At 59.7% G+C, this 17,428-nt stretch carries 16 protein-coding genes; 8 read left to right on the plus strand and 8 right to left on the minus strand.

All coding sequences use genetic code 11. The features are described 5' to 3' along the window. The first annotated feature begins 148 nt into the window (after nucleotides 1-148). Nucleotides 149-1,102 carry an extensin-like domain-containing protein gene (locus AC1D1Z_RS03595; RefSeq protein WP_130652847.1) on the plus strand — a complete coding sequence of 318 codons (954 nt, stop codon included), beginning with the start codon at nucleotides 149-151 and terminating at the stop codon, nucleotides 1,100-1,102. A 173-nt stretch (nucleotides 1,103-1,275) separates the two neighbouring features. Here the strand turns inward: AC1D1Z_RS03595 and AC1D1Z_RS03600 are convergent, their stop codons facing one another. From AC1D1Z_RS03600 to AC1D1Z_RS03610, 3 genes are read right to left on the minus strand one after another with little or no spacing between them, the layout of a single operon-like run. Next, complete coding sequence (locus AC1D1Z_RS03600) at nucleotides 1,276-2,271, minus strand: HupE/UreJ family protein (RefSeq protein ID WP_130652848.1); 996 nt, start codon at nucleotides 2,269-2,271, stop codon at nucleotides 1,276-1,278. After that, nucleotides 2,268-3,176, minus strand: coding sequence for a peptidyl-prolyl cis-trans isomerase (locus AC1D1Z_RS03605; protein ID WP_245484561.1), 909 nt, complete (start codon nucleotides 3,174-3,176; stop codon nucleotides 2,268-2,270). Before AC1D1Z_RS03605 ends, AC1D1Z_RS03600 begins: the two co-directional genes overlap by 4 nt. Before the next feature lie 34 nt (nucleotides 3,177-3,210). After that, the gene (locus AC1D1Z_RS03610; protein ID WP_477849527.1) at nucleotides 3,211-5,151 is read right to left on the minus strand and encodes a DUF3604 domain-containing protein; all 1,941 of its coding nucleotides are present in this window, start codon (nucleotides 5,149-5,151) and stop codon (nucleotides 3,211-3,213) included. A gap of 466 nt (nucleotides 5,152-5,617) precedes the next feature. Here AC1D1Z_RS03610 and AC1D1Z_RS03615 point away from each other — a divergent pair, with 466 nt between their 5' ends. Then, nucleotides 5,618-5,839, plus strand: coding sequence for a hypothetical protein (locus AC1D1Z_RS03615; protein WP_047618638.1), 222 nt, complete (start codon nucleotides 5,618-5,620; stop codon nucleotides 5,837-5,839). Here AC1D1Z_RS03615 and AC1D1Z_RS03620 read toward each other — a convergent pair. Beyond that, entirely contained in the window at nucleotides 5,818-7,497 is a 1,680-nt protein-coding gene (locus AC1D1Z_RS03620) for a formate--tetrahydrofolate ligase (RefSeq protein WP_130652850.1), read from the minus strand. The two genes, AC1D1Z_RS03615 and AC1D1Z_RS03620, sit on opposite strands and share 22 nt — an antisense overlap. 159 nt (nucleotides 7,498-7,656) lie before the next feature. Between AC1D1Z_RS03620 and AC1D1Z_RS03625 the strand changes: the two genes are divergently transcribed. Next, nucleotides 7,657-8,187: a TIGR00645 family protein gene (locus AC1D1Z_RS03625; RefSeq protein WP_018446715.1), complete on the plus strand. Its 531-nt coding sequence runs from the start codon at nucleotides 7,657-7,659 to the stop codon at nucleotides 8,185-8,187. Between the two features lie 84 nt (nucleotides 8,188-8,271). Here AC1D1Z_RS03625 and AC1D1Z_RS03630 read toward each other — a convergent pair whose 3' ends face one another. Beyond that, nucleotides 8,272-9,966: a hypothetical protein gene (locus AC1D1Z_RS03630; protein ID WP_130652851.1), complete on the minus strand. Its 1,695-nt coding sequence runs from the start codon at nucleotides 9,964-9,966 to the stop codon at nucleotides 8,272-8,274. A gap of 475 nt (nucleotides 9,967-10,441) precedes the next feature. Here AC1D1Z_RS03630 and AC1D1Z_RS03635 point away from each other — a divergent pair, with 475 nt between their 5' ends. Both AC1D1Z_RS03635 and AC1D1Z_RS03640 read left to right on the plus strand, forming a co-directional pair. Beyond that, nucleotides 10,442-11,167 (plus strand): helix-turn-helix transcriptional regulator, encoded by a 726-nt coding sequence (locus tag AC1D1Z_RS03635; protein ID WP_018243091.1) that lies wholly within the window; start codon nucleotides 10,442-10,444, stop codon nucleotides 11,165-11,167. Nucleotides 11,168-11,213: 46 nt separating this feature from the next. Beyond that, complete coding sequence (locus AC1D1Z_RS03640) at nucleotides 11,214-11,675, plus strand: PAS domain-containing protein (RefSeq protein WP_018243092.1); 462 nt, start codon at nucleotides 11,214-11,216, stop codon at nucleotides 11,673-11,675. A gap of 119 nt (nucleotides 11,676-11,794) precedes the next feature. On the opposite strand, the gene AC1D1Z_RS03645 is transcribed toward AC1D1Z_RS03640, so the two are convergent. The 3 genes from AC1D1Z_RS03645 to AC1D1Z_RS03655 all read right to left on the minus strand — a co-directional run bounded on the left by AC1D1Z_RS03645 (nucleotide 11,795) and on the right by AC1D1Z_RS03655 (nucleotide 14,826). Further along, complete coding sequence (locus tag AC1D1Z_RS03645; RefSeq protein ID WP_018446718.1) at nucleotides 11,795-12,925, minus strand: DUF2333 family protein; 1,131 nt, start codon at nucleotides 12,923-12,925, stop codon at nucleotides 11,795-11,797. A 148-nt stretch (nucleotides 12,926-13,073) separates the two neighbouring features. Further along, complete coding sequence (locus AC1D1Z_RS03650; RefSeq protein ID WP_018446719.1) at nucleotides 13,074-14,147, minus strand: hypothetical protein; 1,074 nt, start codon at nucleotides 14,145-14,147, stop codon at nucleotides 13,074-13,076. Between the two features lie 76 nt (nucleotides 14,148-14,223). Beyond that, nucleotides 14,224-14,826: a thymidine kinase gene (locus AC1D1Z_RS03655; protein ID WP_028732940.1), complete on the minus strand. Its 603-nt coding sequence runs from the start codon at nucleotides 14,824-14,826 to the stop codon at nucleotides 14,224-14,226. A 237-nt stretch (nucleotides 14,827-15,063) separates the two neighbouring features. Here AC1D1Z_RS03655 and AC1D1Z_RS03660 point away from each other — a divergent pair, with 237 nt between their 5' ends. The 3 genes from AC1D1Z_RS03660 to AC1D1Z_RS03670 form a co-directional block, all read left to right on the plus strand. Beyond that, nucleotides 15,064-16,020, plus strand: a complete 957-nt coding sequence (locus AC1D1Z_RS03660; protein ID WP_018446721.1) for a choline ABC transporter substrate-binding protein — start codon at nucleotides 15,064-15,066, stop codon at nucleotides 16,018-16,020. Between the two features lie 72 nt (nucleotides 16,021-16,092). After that, nucleotides 16,093-16,938 carry a choline ABC transporter permease subunit gene (gene choW / locus AC1D1Z_RS03665; RefSeq protein WP_026242356.1) on the plus strand — a complete coding sequence of 282 codons (846 nt, stop codon included), beginning with the start codon at nucleotides 16,093-16,095 and terminating at the stop codon, nucleotides 16,936-16,938. Beyond that, nucleotides 16,935-17,428 (plus strand): ATP-binding cassette domain-containing protein (locus AC1D1Z_RS03670; RefSeq protein WP_477849533.1); only part of this gene is annotated, 494 nt, incomplete at its 3' end. The genes choW and AC1D1Z_RS03670, both read left to right, overlap by 4 nt.

Raw genomic sequence — 17,428 nt, forward strand, 5'->3', positions numbered from 1 at the left:
AAACATGAGAAGTATTGTCAACATAAACCAGCGACTTATGTTGAATAAAATTATCAAGTTTTAATGATCTCTCCCGACGTTGCGAAATTGCAACGAAATCCGCCCGCTTGCGTTATCCCTAGCTATCGACACCAGGGAATCGGATGCGTTGAGAAAACTTGCGATACTGGCGATCCTTCTCGCCGCAACCGCCGTTCTTGCCGGTGCCCGCCTGCCCGTTCACGGCCCTCTGCCACAACAAAGGCCGGATATCGAGGGCAGTTCCGCACCCACCCCCGATTCAAATGCCGGAGGCACACAACCGCCGCCGGCCGCAGAAATGCCCACTCCTGAACCGAAGCCCGACAATCAAAAACCAGAGACCCAAAAACCAGAGACATCGACGCCGAACGAAACGGCGACACCGAAAACCGAACCCGCCAAACCAATGCAGGGTCCGCCACTTCCCCCAGGGAAGGAAAACCCGCAGGGTCCGACGGAGGAGAACAAGCCCCCCGCCGCACAAACACTTGAGGAACAGCATCTGACGATCGAGCCCGAAAGCGATGCCGAACACGCCGAGTGCACGGCTGCGCTTCAGGCCCTGGGCGTCGTCTTCAAGGACACGCCACGCATCGACGACGGCAATGGCTGCGGCATCGACAAGCCGATCATCGTCTCCGAAGCACTGCCCGGCATCAAGCTGAAGCCGGAGGCGACGATCCGCTGCCCGGCAGCACTTGCCCTTGCCCGCTGGATGAAGGAGAGCGTCATCCCGGCGGCCTCCGCCGCCCTGCCGGAGCAGGGCCGCATCACCACCGTCAACCAGGCAACGTCCTATATGTGCCGCCTGCGCAACGGCGCCGAAACGGGCAAGATCTCCGAACATGCCCGCGGCAACGCCATCGACATTGCGAGCTTCCATTTCGAAAAGGGCGAAGATGTCGCCGTCCGCTCCCGTCGCGAGGATCCGACGCTCACCGGCGCCTTCCAGCGCACCGTCAGCGCCGCCGGCTGCCTCTACTTCACCACCGTCCTCGACCCGGAAAGCGACGCCGCCCACGAAACGCATTTCCATCTCGACGTCATCGAGAGGAAGGGCAACTATCGTTATTGTCACTAAAGCATAATGCTGAAAGCAAAGCCGGATGGCGGCGAGCTTGCGTATCGCATGATCCTTCTCGGCAGGCCGAAAGGCCAAGCGCAATCTGCTTGGCCTCCAGATGCGACATTGCCGCTCAGCACCCCGACTTCCGCTTACGGCGCGTGAAGCAGACTTTCCGGTGGATCGCGGTTTCAAGCCGCCAGGCTTGCGATCCTTTGGACCAGCCAGAACATCGCGGCGGTGCCCACGATGTAGGCTGCCCCCTGACGTGCCAGCGTGGGCCGTATTGTGCTCAAGGCGCCCGCCACCTTGAACAGGATCAGCACTGCGGCCACGAAGATCAGCTGTCCCGCCTCGACGCCAAGGTTGAATGTCAGAAGGCCGAGCGGCACATCCGATTGCGGCAGACCGATCTCCTTGAGAGCGCCAGCAAAGCCGAAACCATGCAGCAGCCCGAACGCGAAAGCCACGACCCACGGATAGCTCTCGGAAAGTCGCCTTTCGCCAGGCCTGATCTTGATCAGTTCGCTGGCGACAAACGCTATGCTGAGGGCAATCGTTGCTTCTACTGGCCTCTGCGGCAGACTGAAATATCCAAGCGACGCTCCAGCCAGAGTGATGCTGTGAGCGACGGTGAAGGCCGTGATCGTCTTCATCAGCATCCATCGATCCCGAATGAGCAGGATGAGAGCAAAAACGAAAAGCAGATGATCGATGCCGGAAAGGATGTGGTCGACCCCCAGCAGGAAATAGGTTTTCGCCACCTCGATGCTGGTTTGCGCGCCGGCTGCGGCGAAGGATGGCATTTCCGGCTTGAGACGGGCAATCTCCTTATTGCCGCGCGCGTATTCGATGCGGACCAGGGCATCGGTCATGGTTGACTGCAGCCCGTTGATACCGATTTCGCCACCTTTCAACCCGCCTGCGCAGGTGACCGTCCATCGCTCGATATATGCGCCACCTTCGATCGACTTCGTGCGCCTGGCCTTCTCCCTGCACGAAACCGGCAGGCGTGCGTAAAGGCTGAGCCGCATCTCGCCTTGCGCCGGGATCTTCCAGACGACCGCGAACTCGTTCGGGGCGGTTTCCCGCATATCGAGATAAGCTGGCCGAATTTCATGGCCGTATCCCGGCTCGCTTAGAAATACCAGGAGGAGTAGGCCCAGTAGGGCTCCGAGCCGCATCATGGGCTGGTTTTCGCGTCGGTCAGGCTCTCGATGCGCACGACATACCCTTTAAGAAGCTCCGCAAAACGTTGGTCATCGAGTTTCCTCCGTTTTGCATTGATCCACTCGCGCGTCACGGCGTCGCGCACCTCGTCGAGGCTCGGCACTCGGCCTGGCTTGCGTTCCACCACCCGGACGAGATGAAATCCAAAGCTCGAAAGGACGGGACCTGTCCACTGCCCCACAGGAGCCTTGTCGAGTGCCTCGGCGAAATCCATCCCGAAAGTCTGAGCGATCGATGTCTTGTCGGTAAGTGGCAGATCGGACGGAAGCATAGTGGCATCACCGAGCGATGTGTAATCTACCGCAGGATTGGTCAGCAGTACCTGCAGGTTGGAGGTTGCGTCCCGTGCGACTGTCTCGCCACGCCGCTCCCGGTTGAGGAAGATCTGTTGGAATGCCAGCTTCGCATCGACATCGAACGCCCTCGGATTGGCCGCCAGATAGGCCTCCAGTTCAGCATCGGTGGCACCGAGCGCATCGGCGTCCGCGACGTTCAGGAACTCCATCTTCTGGCGCAAGCGGCGACGAACAACCGTGTCGTCCTTGTCGAGCCCAAGCGCAAGCGCCTGACGAACGAGGATCTCCTCCTTCACATAGTCGTCGATGAGGCCCTTGAGTTCTTCCGCAGTCGGTGAACGCTGCCAGGTCTTGGTGAACAGGATGGCCATCTGCTCGATCTTCGGTGCCGTTACCACGATGCTGTCCGGCCTGTCTTTCGCGTCGGTGCCGATTGCCCGGTAGGCCGCGAAAATTAGTAGCGCGAACAGCAGGAAGTGGACCAGCGGCTCCCTCAAAACACTCTTCAACACCATCGCACTTGCTCGTTTACGGAGTGAATGGGCCCGAAAGGTTCGGCGGCCCACATAGCCGCCGGCATCGTGAAAAAATGCCCTTACATCAAGGCGTATACCAGATCGGCGAGGTGTAAGCGCGTTCGGTTACGGTCATCCGCGTCCCCTCCAGCGGCTTGACGCCGAACCGCTTGGCGTCATAGGCGGTCCAGCGCGGTGTCGGAATCTCAATGACGCGCCCGTAATAGAAGGCCTTCTGCTTCGGATCGAAGCCCGGATCCTTCCAGACCGCGATCAATTCCGGTGCGCCGATGGTATTGGTCCAATTGGCATTCCCGATGTCCACAGTGTTGCCGACCGGCGGCACCTTGCCGTCGGCGCCCGGCTTGCGGTCGCCGCCCCAGACAACGTCGTAAACTTCTTCGTGGGTCTCGCCGTTCTCGTCGAGCCAGCCCTTCACAATCTGGTAGCGGTCGAGATTGGCCCCGATCGGATCCCTCAGCGCAGCGACGAGGAATGTCGGCGCCCTGCCTTCCGGGGCGGTAGTGAGGTCGCCGCCCATAGGCACGCCCTTGCTATATCCGACAGCGCCGGGATTGCGGCTCTGGGCATCGGCTGGCTCGAAGTCCCAGCCGCCAAAGAAGCGCACGGTCATGCGTGGTCCAGTAGTGGCGTAAGTCTCCTTGCGCTGCATCGCATCCCAGATCGACTCTCGGGTATTTTCCATCGCCCAGACGGCGGYATAACCCGACGCGCCCACTTCCCAATCCATGACCATGATATTCGTTTTAGGATTTTTTACGAAAGTCGCCGTGAGACGCTCCGGGCTTGGCTCTTGCGGCGTCGTCTTGCCGAAGAAGTTTTCCTCCTCCATGGCCGCAAGTCCTGTATGCGCATCGGAACTGCCGACCAAGCCGAACTTATACGGATTCGTGCCAAGCTGCGCTTCGAGCTTGAGGCCATTTCGCAATGCGGACCGCGTATATTCGAACTCGAGCATATCCGGAGTTTTGGGGACGCTGGCATCGAGATTGCCGAAATCCCAGATCTCGAAATCGGCGAACTCGTCGTTTGGAGACAGAGTGGGATGGGCCTCACCGGTACCCTTCGTCTGGCTTGTCTCGTAGAGACGTTCCCACTTTGCACGCTCCTCGACATATTCTTTGTCGACCGGCTTGCCAGTGAATGACTCGATCATCGGAAACATGCGACCGTTAGACAGGTTGCCGTTATGGGCGATCGCCAGCACATTGCCGCCTGTCTTCTCTTCATACGCCTGCATCCATTTCCACAGGTCGCGGGGGTTGTCACTGCCCAACGGCTTCAGGGTCGTGTAGGGAACGACCTGATCCGCCTTGTCGCCGTTGTCGCGGAAGATCACATTGCGATGCAGATTGTTTCCTGCAGTGTTCGAGGTCCACTCGTAGCCGATAAAGGCGGTGAATCGGCGGGGATCGTTGTACTCTTCGGCGGCTTTTACCGTATCCTGCCACGCTGTCTTGTAGGGACGCGTCTCCGGGCCATAGATCATCGACTTAGGAAGCGTTCCCTTGCCGAAGCTGAAGATGATCTCCAGTGCTGCCGTGCCGCCGTCACCCGACTTGATCATATCGTACCAAGTCTTGGCCTGCGGATCGGCGATAACATCCGGCTTGCCAGCAAAAAGATCAGGAAACATGCCCATATTATCGGAATGGTCTGCGACCACCAGGAAATCGAGTGGCCGCGACAGCTTGGCCGGTTGGCCGCTCGACGCCATGATTTCCTCACCGCGCGCGAAGCGATATGCATCGCGGGGCGTCAGCCTCGCACCGAATGCCCCGGCATCAAACGACGCTCCGGTGTGTAAATGAGTGTCGCCGAAAAACGGCCGGGTCGGAAAGTTACGCCCTGCATAGGGCGAATAGGCCGGCTTGCTGGCAAACGCCCTATTGGCGGTGGCCTTATCGAGCGCGCCGATATCCGTGGCCTCCTGGGCTGCGGTCGCCAAGGGAAAGCCCAGACTGACGAGCCCGGCAAGAATCAGCTTCACTGATGTGTTTTTCATCGTTCCCCCCTTTTTCTTCCGCGTCATACTGACATCGCCTGACGGGGCATCCTTTGATCTGCCTCAACGACAGGACCCCTGCCTCCCGGTCCTCGGTCATCTCTAGGCGTGTTGTCGTGAATGCGGCCTCAATCATAGCACGCCGCCAAAACCTGTTCAGTCTCTCATTTTACAACCTCCAGAAGAAATCTAACTCATGTAGCATCTGGGTTCTGCAAACGCATCGCGGCCTGCCAGTTTGGCTTTGGCCGAGAACTGTACGTTGAACGAGCATGATGGGCATGGCGGTCGTTGGAGCTTCTGCAAATACCTCAACGGCCCATCTATGGCGGATCCATCTGAAACCTGAAGTTGCAGTTTGTGAGCAGAGGACATAATTATCTCAAAAGCCTGCAATCCACGCTTGAATCAGGCCGTGAAATATCCAAATCAAAGATGCAAAAGCAAAGACAAGGGTTGGCGGCGAATGAAGATCATCGCATACCTCATTGCCGCTCTCTTTTTCGTCGCCATTGGATCGGTTACCGGCGAACTGCCTTGGTTCCTTGTCATCGGAATGCTGTTTTCCGCCCCTCTGGAAAGGCTTTTCATCTGGCTGTTCATCGATCCGGACTTTGAGAAGCGCCAGCGTCGTCTGGCCGAACGGCCCGTCCAGCGCTCCCAGGATCAGAACAATCCCTCGATATAACCTTGATCGTTGAGGAAAATCCGTTCCGCCGACGGCGATTTTGGCAGGCCGGGCATTGTCATGATTTCGCCGGTGATGGCGACGACGAAGCCGGCTCCCGCCGAAAGCCGCACTTCCCGCACGGTGACGATGTGGCCTTCCGGCGCGCCGCGCAGGTTCGGATCGGTCGAGAAGGAATATTGCGTCTTCGCCATGCAGATCGGCAGATTGCCGTAACCCTGCTCTTCCCATGTCTGCAACTGGTCGCGCACCGCCTTGTCGGCAGTCACCTCGCCGGCGTGATAGATCTTCGAGGCGACGATCTCGATCTTCTCGAACAGCGAAAGATCGTCGCCGTAGAGCGGCTGGAATTTCGCCTGCCCGGATTCGGCCATTTCGACCACCTTGTGCGCCAGGTCCTCGATGCCGGCCGAACCCAGCGCCCAGTGGCGGCAGAGGATCGCCTCGGCGCCCAGTCTCGAGACAAATTCCTTGACTGCCGCGATCTCGGCGTCGGTATCCGAGACGAAATGGTTGATCGCCACGACGACGGGCACGCCGAAACGGCGCACATTGGCGACGTGCCGGCCAAGATTGGCGCAGCCCTTCTTCAGCGCTATGACATCCTCCGTGCCGAGATCTTCCTTCTTCACCCCGCCATTCATCTTCAGCGCCCGGACGGTCGCGACGATGACCGCCGCATCCGGCTTCAGCCCGGCCTTGCGGCATTTGATGTCGAAGAATTTCTCGGCTCCGAGATCGGCGCCGAAGCCTGCTTCCGTCACCACATAGTCGCCGAGCTTCAGCGCCGTCTTTGTCGCCGTTACCGAATTGCAGCCATGGGCGATGTTGGCGAAGGGCCCGCCATGCACGAAGGCCGGATTGTTCTCCAGCGTCTGTACCAGGTTCGGCTGCATCGCATCTTTCAACAGCACCGCCATGGCGCCGTCGGCTTTCAGATCGCGCGCATGCACCGGCGTCCGGTCGAAACGATAGCCGATGATGATGTCGCCGAGCCGCCGCTCCAGATCCTTGAGATCGGTGGCAAGGCAGAGGATCGCCATCACCTCGGAGGCGACGGTGATGTCGAAGCCGCCCTGGCGCGGAAAGCCGTTGGCAACGCCGCCGAGCGAAGAGACCATGCTGCGGAGTGCCCGGTCGTTCATGTCCATGACCCGCCGCCAGGTGATGCGGCGGATGTCGATATTCTCTTCGTTGCCCCAGTAGATGTGGTTATCGACCATCGCCGCCAGCAGATTGTGCGCCGAGGTGATCGCATGGAAGTCGCCGGTGAAATGCAGGTTGATGTCTTCCATCGGCACGACCTGCGCGTAACCGCCGCCGGCCGCCCCGCCCTTGACGCCGAAGCAGGGGCCGAGAGAAGCCTCACGAATGCAGACAATCGCCTTTTTGCCGATCCGGTTCAGCCCGTCGCCGAGCCCGACGGTGGTCGTCGTCTTGCCCTCGCCCGCCGGCGTCGGATTGATCGCGGTGACGAGGATCAGCTTGCCGTCCTTCTTGCCTGTCTGCGCGGCGATGAACTCGGCGCTGACCTTTGCCTTGTCGTGACCATAGGGAGCGAGCTGCTCGACCGGAATGCCGAGCTTCGCCCCGATCTCGAAAATCGGCTTCTTGGCTGCGGCGCGCGCGATCTCGATATCGGATTTGATGGATGGCATGAATGTTCCCCGTCCCGACCTCCGCAGACGCGGAGTTATTTGTTCTCTCTTTATCGGGATAGCGAAATATCGGCGGGGTGTGAATAGCGCCGCGCCTTGCGGCCGCCACGCCGGATGTTTATGTGGCGGGCAACGATCGCGGTTTTACAGGGTGAAGACATGAAAGCACTGGAACTCATCATCGAGCGCATCATCCTGTCGAGCCGCTGGATCCTCGTCGCCTTCTATATCGGCCTGGTAGCGGCGCTCGCCGTCTACGCGGTTTCCTTCGGCTACAAGCTCCTGAAGATCGCTTCCGGCGTCTTCGCCCTCGACGAGGCGGAGATGATCCTTGCCATGCTCAGCCTGATCGATGCGGCCCTCGTCGCCAGCCTGATCGTCATGGTGATGATCTCGGGTTACGAGAATTTCGTCAGCCGCTTCGACGAGGCCAGCGAGGCCGACAACGAGGTCTCCTTCCTCGGCAAGCTCGATTCAGGCAGCCTCAAGATCAAGGTCGCCTCCTCGATCGTCGCCATCTCCTCCATCCACTTGCTGCAGGTCTTTCTCAACGCCGACCAATACGAGGACGGCAAGATCATGTGGCTCACGCTGATGCACCTCGCCTTCGTCGCCTCCGCCGTCATGCTCGGCTTCCTGGAGAAGCTCATGAGCGTCACGTCAAAGAACGATTTGAAGGATAAGGCTTAGAGGACGGCACAGGGGCCCTTTGAGCGGGTGAACAAGCAGCTGCCCGACGCAAAACGCCGCGCTATGCTCTTTCGCGTCCCGATATCAATTGACCGAAGCAGCAGCAGGAACGGTCTCTGCTTCAGCTTTTCTGGGGCATCGAAGGCTTTCCTTGGCATCCGGCCCACACAGGTGATAACCGGGCTCCTCATCATAAGGGATGATCCCATTGATGATGCCGAGATCGAGCGCCTGAGAACGAAGTATTTTCCGTTGCTCAATTGATGTCGCAAGCATCATGGTCTCGTATGTCTCGGCCCTGACGCCCATCTCGTCGAAGTAGGCGAAGAATTTCGTATATTCAGCCGCCGTGGGTCTGACGAGGCCGATAGCGGAATATCCGACAATCCGCGGCGTTCCGCTCGTCAAGACAACAGTACAGGTCGAAAGGCAGTACGCACGGCCGGCAAAGACTTCACCCTCGGTCGGTCCGCTTTTGGCGATGCTGGCTATGCAACGCGGATCCAGCTTAGGACAATTCGGCAATTGCGTTCTGCCAATTGATGTCTCCAGACCTGCCGCACGGATCATACGCCCCATCGCGAAAGCCGCATCCATGTCCCCGCCATTAGACTGAAGGACGACCGGCAGCTTTCTTTCGCCGAGCGTCGTCAACATCGCCTTCAGCCGAGCCGGCGTGTCCGGCGTGATGTCTCCATCCGCGGAAATCCACTGCGTGCACTCCTCCTGGCAATTGCCATTGTACATCAGGAGAAAGTCCATCGGTCGGGTTCTCGGCAGTCTCTCGCTTATGTCTGCGGCCGCATCCTGCACGGGCGACTCAAACACCGGCGTCTCAGATACAGGCGCCTTAGCCGCCACGGGCGCTTCGGCTACCGGATGGCCGTGACACACAGCTTCGGCCGCTGCATCCGGCGCGCAGAGCGGCATGCCGGGCCACTCATTGTAAGACAGCATGTCCGTGATGAGACCTGTTCGAAGTGCCTCTGCAGCCGGTACGATATTGATGTTGTCAGGCGTGGCGCTCATCATCAGACCGATCACATCTTCGCTGACGCCCATTTCTTTCAAATAGGCCGTCAAGGCAGCGGTAGCCTTCTTTCCAAGCTTGGTGGAACTGCTCTGCCCCGCCACCTTGCGCCCAACCTCCTTGCGGGAGATTTCCTTCTTCTTGCCGTTCACGATCTTGTATTCGATGCGATAGGAAACACGCACCTTGTTGTAGACGGTCGTGATCTGGTGGACGCCGATAAAGGCCCATTGCGACGAGACACGCGACGCACCGCCCGCTAACGCCAGCGGACAGGCGGAAAGACAGTATGCACCAGCAGAATAAGTGTAGCCGCCCGAGACACCGTCCTTCGCAATAGCGGCTTCGCAGGTCGTATCCCCAACGGGGCACCCCTTCAGCCGCGTACCGCCTACCGCCGTTTCCAGCCCGGCCTTGCGAATTATCCGGCCCATCGCATAGGCGGCATCGACATCGCCACCCTCCGAACGGAAGACGACAGGCAACTTCCGGCCGCCGATCTTCTTGAGAATTTTTCTCAGCCGCGCGGGGGTATCGGACGTTATGCGTCCCTCCGCCGATATCCATTCCGGACAGTTTTCCTGGCAGAGAAAACTACGCACGAGGATGAAGTTCATGGGCGGCTGTGCTGCCTTCTTCTTCTCGGCAGCCTGCGAGGTTACCGCTCCGATCGGTAAGGTCAAAAGGAGAAAAACAAGTAATGATCTGGAAAATAGACACTTCACCAAAAAGGAAACTGCAAAGCGCACGATTAAATTGCCTCAGTTGTACTGAACATACGCTTAGCAATTGGATTGAACACCAGCAAGCCGGATTTCGACGCCCGCTGCGGCCCTCTTAGGCTTGTTCTCTCATTCGCAATCCGGCTTACATGGCGCCCCGCTGCGGCAGTGTTCACGCAGTTCATCTGCTCCAGCGCAAAGCGCTGCAGGTGGACCGGTCCATCGCCTTTACGCCGGTGCGAGAAGACCGGAGTTCTCATCGAACTCACTCAGGTGATTCTCCGCCTGCCCTGCTGCGTGAGGCCATAGCTATGCCGTCACGAAGCGCCTCAAGATACCGCAACGTTATCTTTGCAAGTCGAAACTCAATCAGAGCGCGATCTCCCGTGGCTAATTTCTCACAATTTGAATGAATCGGCCTGCCTTAAGTTAATTGGGGCTAGCATCCTGCAGATTTTCTGTGTTTGATAGCGGTAACATTGAGGCTGCCGGAGGCGTACAAATGTCTTACATGACTACCTCTGAAAGACAGTCATTGCTTTCGGCAGAGCTTGCGACCGCTCGAACGCGCAGCCTTTTTGCGCAGGCGCTCGGCAGGGTTTCCACAGCCTTCGGATTGTCGCATGCGACGCTGATGCACGCCCCCTCCCCCGAAGACCTTCTCTTGAAACCTCTGCTGATCGAGAGCTCGCTTCCGGCCGCCTATGTCAGGGATTTCGACCGCGCCCACATGATGCGCGGCTGCCCTTTCGGCCTAAGGCTGAGGCAGTCCGCTGTGCCGCCGGCTTGGCACCTCAACGACGCCGTCAGTGGTCAGGCCTTTCCCGCCGAACTGCGCGCCCTGATGTTGCGCCATGCCATACCGGCAGGCGTTGCCATGCCGACCATCGCAGCCGACGGCCAGCGCCTGGTCTTTTGGTTCTGCGGCGAGCGCACCGCACTCGGCCAGAGCGAGATCAACGAGCTGGTAATGATCATTCTCCATGCACTCGATGCATACAATGCAGTCAAGCGCAACGAGGAATGCGCGCATACCGCGCTATCGAACCGAGAACTAGAAGTTGTGCGATGGACGGCCCAGGGCAAGACCTCGATCGAAATCGGCCAGATCCTGACGCTCTCGGACCATACGGTGAACGCCTATATGACGAATGCGATCAAAAAACTCGATTGCGTCAACCGCACCCAGTTGGTAGCTAAGGCAATTCGATTGAAGCTGATCAACTGAGGAATCGGAAGAGAGTCGGCACGTCGTCCCGTGATCTGGGGGAATCGTGCCTCTTCACTTCGAACAGCCCGTCATTGACAAGACAGAACAATCCCGCGCCCACATCGGCATTACCGATGCGGACGTCGTCCAGATGCTCGCTGCCTACCGTCTTTTTGGCTTTTGGCGCATCGACATCGAGACAGGACATTTCTTTGCAAGCGAGGATGTCCACGCGATCTTCGGCCTCCCTTACAGCGACGGCCCTGTCAACCTGACAGAGCTGATGTCGCGCATCCACGAGGAAGACCGCAGCCTGATCGCCCAAACCTTCGAAGAAGCAAGCCTTCACGGCGTCGGCTTCCATTTCGTCTATCGCGTCGACAATCGGCTTGGCGGCTATAAGCTGGTGCGCAGCGTCGGCCGCTTCCGTGACGATGAAAGCGGCGGCGGCATCGTCGGCGTCACCTATGAATTCGTCGAAAGACTGCGCGTCGTCGGCTTCGAGGACAACACGATACCCCGCTGATTCAACAACGATAGCGCGTCCTGCTGGACGCGCAGGATCCAAAGCATGTCGCGCGACACCGACATGCGTAAAATCAAAGAGCCAAAGCGCGAGGAGCGACTGAAAGATCGCGACGCGCTTTAGCGGTCGAGCACTGAACGGATCTCGACGAGGTTCGAGCGCACCCTCAGAATATAGAAGCCCATCGTGGCGAGATGGCTCGGCATGATCCAGCCATCCTCACGCCCGTTCGAGATGATCGCCGGCTGAATGCGCAGCGCCGACTGGAACTGCCGCATGGTCCCGCCCCAGATCGCTCCGAGATTGCGTTCCGCCACCACCTGCGAGAAATCCGCCTGAGCCGCCGCCATGATCGCGTAATAGCCGTAGAGCTGGCCGTAGGCGAACCAGAACCGGTCGTCGGCACGTGTATCGAACCAGCCACGGTTGTGGTTTTCCGAACGCTCGGCGAGCATGTCGGAGGTGCCGCCGAGATCGTTGGCGATGCGGTCGATGAATTGGACGAGATTGTCGGCACGTCCGTCGAAAATGGCGTTGCAGAGGGCGAGATCGGTGTTGAACTTGCGCAGGCTGCCGATCGCCGAGCGATAATAGGAAGGCGTCGGCGTCTTCGGCCCGAAGGGATTGAGCCCGAAATACCAGCTATATTCGTCGAACTGCAGGTTGCCACGTGCGTTCTGCAGGTCGTTGTTGATGCCCGATGTGCCGCGCACACGTCCGAGCGTATCGACAAGCTCCACCGAGGTTCGCCGGACCGCCTGGTTGACGCCGCGTTGGAACGACGCCTTGTTGTCGAGGAAGGGCGTGTGATCCCAGTCGATGCCGAAGAAACCCATCTTGTAGAGCACCATGGAGGAGATCCATGCGTTCTGGTTGACATTGAAATCGGTCAAGTCGGCCGCGACGTCGACGATCGCCGAGCGCTGGCAGGTCTTCGGCGCCGTCGTATTGGCGCCCTCGGCGACCGGCACATCCTGCCCGGCGGCGACCTTGCGCTCCGAAAGCCGATATTGGTCGACAAAGGCGGTGTTAAAATTCGACCAGACCTGCGTCTCCCAGAAAAAATAGCCGTAGAGCGCGACCAGCAGCGCCACGAACGCGATGACCGGCAACCGGATCATCCAGCTCCGGCGCTGATACCAGCCGTGCGCGGCAAGAAAGGGCCAGAAGGCCCAGGCGGAAAACAGGCGGGCCCAGCGGCCGATCATCTGGCCGATCAGCCTGAAAAAACCGGCTATCCGGTCAAGCATCGTCGTCTCCTGTCAGGCGAGGCGAACATCGGGACATTGCCGCCCCGCTGCATCCCACATATGCGCTCGATGGGCCGAGCACAACACGAGCCCTTCGATTTTCCGGAATGAAAGCATTGGGAAGAGGGGTATTGTCTGCGCCTGTGGGTCAGGAGCGCAGGAAAGGCAGGCTGAAACGGAAGGACCTGCGCGCTGTGTCGATCAGAGGTGCTCCCGATGTTTCCGGCGGCAGTTCGGCATAGGTCGGGAACCTTCTGGCGAATTCGAGATCGACACGGCTCTTGCGCCGCTCCAGATCCTGGGCGACCAGCATGCCCTTCTCGAACAGCCTGATCGGCGCAGCGATATCAGGAAAGAGTTCCGGCTTGATCCTCACCTTCATGCCTGGCCGGTCGGTATCGACCTGCGCCTGGTAGATGATCAGCCGCTCCTCTACGTCGATCAACAGCTTGCGCAGCAGCAGGTTGCAGGCAGCGATCCGACCATTCAGCGAATCGACAAAAGCCTGGAACAGGCCGATGAAGCGCTCACGCCGCTGGCTGTCGTCGCGCATCTCGTGTTCCCCGGCGGAAATCCGCTCGGCTTCCGCCTTCAGCGCCCGCCGCTCCGCCTCCATCTGCTCCCAGTGCGCCCTGTTACCATAGACGCCGATACGGCCTTGCGTCGTCAGCGCCTTGGCATTGAGCTCCTTCATCTTGAGACGGGCGATATCGATGGAAACGACCAGTCGGCGCCTTTGCTCGACGATGTCGACGAGGTTGAGTTCGGCTGCCCTGTGCCGTTCGGTGAGCGCGGCGCGCTGGCCGGCGATCAGCCTGGCGAGCGCGTCCGATTTCGTCAGAAGGTCGAGCAGCCGTTCGATGACCGGCGCCTCGCGCACGCGTTCCGTATACATGCGCCACATCCGCTGGCGCGACACCCAGCCGGCCATCTTCTCACGCGGCGTCAGCCCCCGGAAACTATCGAGATCGGCAGAAACCTCGGCCGTCAGCCGGTCGAGGGAAAAAACCAGCTCGGCCAGTTGGGCGTCAAGCGTCGCAGCATCGGCGATATGTGCTTGGAAGCGGGCATTCTGCTCGAGGAAGACCTCGTCGGCCGACCGTGTTTCGTCGCCGCCGAAGGCGCCGATCGCGGCCACGCAATAGGACCCCTCGGCCGCAATCCTCTCGGCAAGGCTGTCGGCGGCTTCGTACTGGCTGTCGAATGGCGGGGGTTTGCGCACCTGATCTCTCCAGGGAATCTCCTGACCCCAAGCTAGTCGCTTGCGGCGCCAAAGAAAACAGGCGGCGTCGCCGGCTTCAGACCGGCTCGGCGATCCAGGCACCGTTCATCGCGTCGTCCCAATGCCTGCGGCAGAGCGAGACATATTTCTCGTTGCCGCCGACATCGATCTGGGCGCCTTCGTGCAACACTTTTCCTTCTCCGTCGAGCCGCACAACCATCGTCGCCTTGCGCCCGCAATGGCAGATCGTGCGCACTTCGCGCATTTCGTCGGCGATCGCCAGCAGTTCCTGCGAGGCCGGAAACAGCTTGCCCTGGAAATCGGTTCTCAGCCCGTAGACCATCACAGGGATTCCGAGCCTGTCGACGACGCGGGCAAGCTGCCAGACATGGACAGGCGTCATGAAATGCGCCTCGTCGACGAAGATGCAGGAAATCGGTGCTCCTTCGCCGCTCAGCGTCCCAACCAACCGGAACAGATCCTCGTGCGGCTCGAAGGGAATGGCGCTCGCCTCCAAGCCGATCCGCGAGCCGATGACGCCTCGGCCCGCGCGCTCGTCGAAAGCGGCGATCAACTGCACCGTCCGCATGCCGCGCTCCTGGTAATTATAGGAGGCCTGCAGCAGCATCGTCGACTTGCCGGCGTTCATCGTCGAGTAGTTGAAATAGAGTTTTGCCATCCGATTTCTCCTTAATCGGCTTATTGAAAGCTTGGAATGGCAAAGAAAAGCCCCGTGACGGCGATAATCACAGGAATCCACGCTCAAAAACCGCCAAAAGCCCAGAAACTAAGGCGTCGCGAAAAAATCCACCGACGTCGCAATCGCATGGGTCGATACGACGCAAACGCACTGAGGTCGCTTGTCAAACTCGGCTATTGATGGTTGGCTTGGGAACTTAAAGACTGGGAGTCTAAAATGAAAACAACAAGCACGTTCAAACTCGTTACCGCAACTGCCGTCGCCGCCCTCTCCGTCGCGACCGCCGCCTTCGCCGCCGATCCCGACAGCTGCTCCACCGTTCATTTCTCGGACGTCGGCTGGACGGATATCACCGCTACCACCGCCACCGCATCCGTCGTCCTGAAGAGCATCGGCTATCAGACCGACATCAAGGTTCTCTCGGTGCCGGTCACCTACACCTCGCTGAAGAACAAGGACATCGACATCTTCCTCGGCAACTGGATGCCGACACAGGAAAAGGACGTCCGGCCCTATCTCGACGACAAGTCGGTCGAATCCTTCGGCCCCAACCTCGTCGGCGCCAAGTATACGCTCGCCACCAACGCCAAGGGCGCCGAGCTTGGCATCAAGGACTTCAAGGACATCGCCGCTCATAAGGACGAGCTGGATGGCAAGATCTATGGCATCGAGCCCGGCAATGATGGCAACCGCCTCGTCATGGACATGATCGAAAAGAACACCTTTGGCCTGAAGGAATTGGAAGTCGTCGAGTCCTCCGAGCAGGGTATGCTCGCTCAGGTCGCGCGCGCCGACAAATCAGGCAAGCCCGTTGTCTTCCTCGGCTGGGAACCCCATCCGATGAACACCAACTTCAAGCTGACCTACCTGACTGGCGGTGACGATATCTTCGGTCCGGATTTCGGCGGCGCCAAGGTCTTCACCAATGTCCGCGCCGGTTATCTCGACGAATGCCCGAATGTCGGCACGATGCTGAAGAACCTGACGTTCTCCCTCGACATGGAGAACCACATCATGGGCAAAATCCTGAACGACGGCAAAGAGCCGGAGGCTGCAGCTTCCGAATGGCTGAAGGCGAACCCCACAGCACTCGAGCCCTGGCTCGCGGGCGTCAAGACCCGCGATGGCAAGGGCGACGCTCTCGCCGCCGCCAAGACCGGCCTCGGCCTCTGATGATACGAACGGGGCGGCTCGCCGCCCCGTTTCATTTTTGTCCGATTGTTGTTTTTCTGGATGGGCGCGCCCTTGAATTGGATCACCGAATTTAAGATTCCCGTTGGCCCCTGGGCCAAATCCTTTGTGGACTGGCTGACCTCGAACGGCGAATGGTTCTTCAACCAGATCGCCTTCCTGCTGTCGAGCGCCATAGACGGCCTGCTCTTCGTGCTGCAGAAGCCTCATCCGCTGATCGTCATCGCGGCCATCACCGCCATCGCCTTTTGGCTGCGCCGCTCGATCGCGGTCGCCGTCTTCACCTGTCTCGGGCTGCTGCTGATCGTGAACCAGGACTATTGGAAGGAAACGACGGAGACGCTCGCCCTCGTGCTGGCCGCCACCTTCGTCTGTATGGTGATCGGCATTCCGTTAGGGATTGCTGCCGCCCGCCGCCCTTGGATCTATGCTGCCATGCGCCCGGTACTCGATCTCATGCAGACCATACCGACATTCGTCTACCTGATCCCGGCGCTCATCCTGTTTGGCCTCGGCATGGTGCCGGGCCTGATCGCCACCGTCATCTTCGCAATCCCCGCCCCGATCCGGCTGACGCGCCTTGGCATCATCTCGACGCCGCCGTCCCTCGTCGAAGCCGCCGTCGCTTTCGGCGCGACGCCGATACAGGTGTTGCGCAAGATCGAGCTTCCCTACGCCACGCCGCAGATCATGGCGGGTCTCACCCAGACCATCATGCTGTCGCTGTCGATGGTTGTCATCGCCGCCCTTGTCGGCGCTCCCGGGCTTGGCGTGCCCGTCGTCCGTGCGCTGAACACCGTCAATATCGCCAAGGGCTTCGAGGCGGGCTTCTGCATCGTCATCCTGGCAATCATTCTCGACCGGATGTTCCGCACGGCGGGTGAAGGAGGCGGTGCATGACCGCGGTAAGCTTTAACAATGTCAGCATCATCTTCGGCGATCGGCCGGAAACCGCGCTTGCCATGGTCGATCAGGGCAAATCGCGCGACGAAATCGGCGCCGCCACCGGCTTGGTGCTCGGCGTCGCCGATGCCTCGCTGACGATCGAGGAAGGCGAGATCCTGGTGCTGATGGGCCTKTCCGGCTCCGGCAAGTCGACGCTGCTGCGCGCCGTCAACGGGCTCGCTCCCGTGGTGCGTGGTGATGTCGCCGTCTCCACGACCACCGGCCCCGTCAACCCTTACAGATGCAATGCCAAGGCGCTGCGGGATCTGCGCACGCACACCGTCTCCATGGTGTTCCAGCAGTTCGCTCTCCTGCCATGGCGCACGGTCGCCGAGAATGTCGGCTTCGGCCTCGAGCTCGCCGGCATGCCGGAAGCCGAACGCAAGCTCCGCGTCGGCGAGCAGCTTGAACTGGTCAACTTGACGAAATGGGCGGGCCGCAAGGT

The organism is Rhizobium sp. P1_E1, assembly GCF_056406015.1.

Excerpts from the sequence above, each read along its gene's own strand:
- AC1D1Z_RS03600 (WP_130652848.1), bottom strand. The coding sequence starts at position 2,271 with ATGATGCGGCTCGGAGCCCTACTGGGCCTACTCCTCCTGGTATTTCTA.
- AC1D1Z_RS03615 (WP_047618638.1), top strand. The coding sequence starts at position 5,618 with ATGAAGATCATCGCATACCTCATTGCCGCTCTCTTTTTCGTCGCCATT.
- AC1D1Z_RS03620 (WP_130652850.1), bottom strand. The coding sequence starts at position 7,497 with ATGCCATCCATCAAATCCGATATCGAGATCGCGCGCGCCGCAGCCAAG.
- AC1D1Z_RS03625 (WP_018446715.1), top strand. The coding sequence starts at position 7,657 with ATGAAAGCACTGGAACTCATCATCGAGCGCATCATCCTGTCGAGCCGC.
- AC1D1Z_RS03635 (WP_018243091.1), top strand. The coding sequence starts at position 10,442 with ATGTCTTACATGACTACCTCTGAAAGACAGTCATTGCTTTCGGCAGAG.
- AC1D1Z_RS03645 (WP_018446718.1), bottom strand. The coding sequence starts at position 12,925 with ATGCTTGACCGGATAGCCGGTTTTTTCAGGCTGATCGGCCAGATGATC.
- AC1D1Z_RS03655 (WP_028732940.1), bottom strand. The coding sequence starts at position 14,826 with ATGGCAAAACTCTATTTCAACTACTCGACGATGAACGCCGGCAAGTCG.
- AC1D1Z_RS03660 (WP_018446721.1), top strand. The coding sequence starts at position 15,064 with ATGAAAACAACAAGCACGTTCAAACTCGTTACCGCAACTGCCGTCGCC.